This is a genomic window from Pseudoalteromonas sp. SR45-5, from assembly GCF_014163565.1.
Lineage (GTDB): Bacteria > Pseudomonadota > Gammaproteobacteria > Enterobacterales > Alteromonadaceae > Pseudoalteromonas > Pseudoalteromonas distincta.
This window is the reverse complement of the sequence record NZ_JACJDN010000515.1, coordinates 1-2,911: the sequence shown is the minus strand read 5'-3', so window position 1 is coordinate 2,911 and position 2,911 is coordinate 1. Positions and strand designations below refer to the sequence as shown.

At 40.3% G+C, this 2,911-nt stretch carries 2 protein-coding genes; both read left to right on the top strand.

Translation table 11 applies throughout. The annotated features are described in order from the left end of the window. Positions 1 to 111: 111 nt before the first annotated feature. Complete coding sequence (secD, locus tag H5072_RS15920; protein ID WP_182694074.1) at positions 112 to 1,950, top strand: protein translocase subunit SecD; 1,839 nt, start codon at positions 112 to 114, stop codon at positions 1,948 to 1,950. After that, complete coding sequence (gene secF / locus H5072_RS15915; RefSeq protein ID WP_182694073.1) at positions 1,943 to 2,878, top strand: protein translocase subunit SecF; 936 nt, start codon at positions 1,943 to 1,945, stop codon at positions 2,876 to 2,878. The genes secD and secF overlap by 8 nt, the downstream gene beginning before the upstream one ends. Positions 2,879 to 2,911 lie beyond the last annotated feature (33 nt).

Sequence of the window (2,911 nt, the reverse complement as noted above, 5' to 3'; positions counted from 1 at the left end):
TAATTTTCCTTATTTAATTTTATTAGGTTTTAACTTTTAAAGTTTTAGCCTGCAGATTAATTGTGCTTTTAAAAAGTACGTTGCTAGCTTTGCTGGCAATAAGGATTCAACATGTTAAGTTTTAAAAAAGACAAAAAACCGTCTACGGCTAAGTTCAAATTAAGCTATATAGCCATGCTAATAGTATTGGTTTTATTAGCTATCAGCGCATTACCAAATTTATACCCAAATAAATCGTGGTTGCACATCAGTGCTGCTCCGCACAGTGAAACGCAATCTTTACCGAGCACTAAAACGCTAGTTACTTTTTTAAATAACCAAGGGTTAGAGGTTGAGCAGGGTTTAGATAAGCAATCAACTATTAATGTACTTTTAAACGAGCCAACTAAAAGCGCTCAGGTACAAGCGGCTATAAAAGCGCAATACCCAAACACGCAAGTTAAAATTGTTGAGCATGCAACCAGCCCTACATGGTTACAAAATTTTGGTTTATCACCAATAAAGCTGGGCCTTGATTTAAATGGCGGTGTGCTATTTGTATTAGACGTAGATTTAGATAAAGCCGTTGATGAGCAGTTAGTCAGTGCGTATCAACAAGCTAAATCAATCATTATTAAGCAAAAAGCACATGGCGTAAAAGCGCAGCAAACTCAGCACGGGTTTGAAATAAACGCATTGCCTAATGCAACAGACAAGTTAACCCCCGTTATTGAAGAGCTACAAAGCCGGTTTGCTAATTTTGCCGTTGTAACAAGCAATAATGGCAGCGTTAAAACTGCCAAATTTAGTTATTCAGAGCAAGGCCGCAGCAGCTTTGATAAAGAAGTAATGGGCCAAACACTTACAACCCTTCGTTCACGTATCGAAGAGTTAGGCATTACTGAAGCGGTAACACAGCAACAAGGCAAACATCGCATTCGTATAGAGCTTCCTGGCGTGCAAGATCCAACCGAAGCTAAGCGTATTATTGGTGCAACAGCATCGCTTGGTTTTTATCAATTAAAAGAAATTGGCGGGCAAACATTTAATATGCAATCGGGCGGAAAGATAAAGCTCGATCCTGTGCCAATTTTTACAGGCGATCATATTAATAATGCAAACATAGGCCGCGACGATTGGGGTAAACCATTGGTACAGCTAAGCCTAGACGGCCAAGGAGGGGATGCAATGTCGGCGTTTTCAAAAGCCAATATTGGTAAGCCAATGGCGACGGTTTACTCTGAGTATTCTCAAAATGCTAAAGGTGAAGTAGTTAAAAAAAGCGAAGTTATTAATGTTGCCAATATTGCTCAGCATTTAAGTTCGCGTTTTAGTATTACCAATATGAAAAGCCAACAAGCGGCAGCCGATCTAGCATTGTTATTACGTGCAGGCTCGCTTACAGCACCCGTTACAATTGTGCACGAACAAACAATAGGGCCAAGCCTCGGCAGCGAAAATATTAGTAATGGCTTAGCCGCGCTTATGTTAGGCATGGGTATTACGCTTGCATTTATGGCGCTTTGGTATCGCCGTTTAGGTCTTATTGCAAACGTAGCACTTATATTAAATTTAACGTCGCTTGTGGGCTTAATGTCATTATTACCAGGGGTTGTGTTAACGCTTCCGGGTATTGCAGGTCTGGTGCTAACCATAGGTATGGCGGTAGACACTAACGTAATAATATTTGAACGCATTAAAGAAGAACGTCGCCAAGGCCGTGCACCATATCAAGCTATTCAAGAGGGGTATAAACAAGCCGCAAATACAATATTTGATGCCAATATAACCACCATGATCACCGCACTTATCTTATACGGCATAGGCTATGGGCCCGTTAAAGGTTTTGCCATTACACTCGCACTGGGGCTTTTAACGTCTGTATTTACAGGTGTGTACGTATCAAAAATATTAAGTCAAACGTTGTATTTAAAAATGGGTAAAAAAGTAGGAGAAAAAGCACATGCTTAACACTTTTTTGAAAGGTGAAAAGGACACTCGTTTACGCTTTATGGGTATGCTTTTAAGTGCCATTTTAGTGCTGCTATCCGTATTTACGCTTACGCAAAAAGGTTTAAATTTTGGCCTAGATTTTACCGGCGGTTATTTAACTGAGTTTACAACCAGTCAAAGTGTTGAACTAAAAGAGCTTCAATCGTTTATTGCTAAAAATCACAACGGTGAGTTTGAGCTAACCGCGCAAGGTAATAGTCATTTTCAATTAAGAGAAGCGCCAAGTGCATCAACAACAGGTAATAGCCTTGATTGGCAAAGCGCTGTTACACAAAACGATGATATAAACGCACAGGTATTATCGTCAGCTTATATTGGCTCACAAGTGGGCGATGAGTTATTTGATCAAGGCTGTTTAGCCATGTTTGCTGCAATGATTGCGGTAATGATTTACCTTGCAGTGCGTTTTGAATGGCGATTAGCGGTAGGGTCTGTGGTTGCGCTAGTGCACGATTTAATACTCGTACTTGGGTTATTTTCACTATTACAAATTGAATTTAACCTAACCGTACTGGCAAGTTTACTGGCTATTATTGGTTACTCACTTAACGACTCAATAATAGTAGGGGATAGAGTGCGTGAGCTTTTACGTGTTCAATCAAACAATATACTTAGCCCAGCGACTATTATTAATAATGCGATTAAAAGCACACTAACGCGCACCTTAATAACGTCGGGTACCACACTTGCAACGGTTGCCAGCGTTTGGTTACTTGCAGGTGCACCACTGCAAGGCTTTGCTATTGCATTATTTACCGGCATTGTAGTGGGTACGTTCTCGTCTATTTGTATAGCGGCAACTTTGCCAGAGCTATTGGGCTTAAGCGCTAAAAACTACGAAGTTAAAGTAGATACCCACACGCAGACATTATTAGATATGCCATAAGGTTTTAATAAAGCACAAGCAAAGAGCTGCACC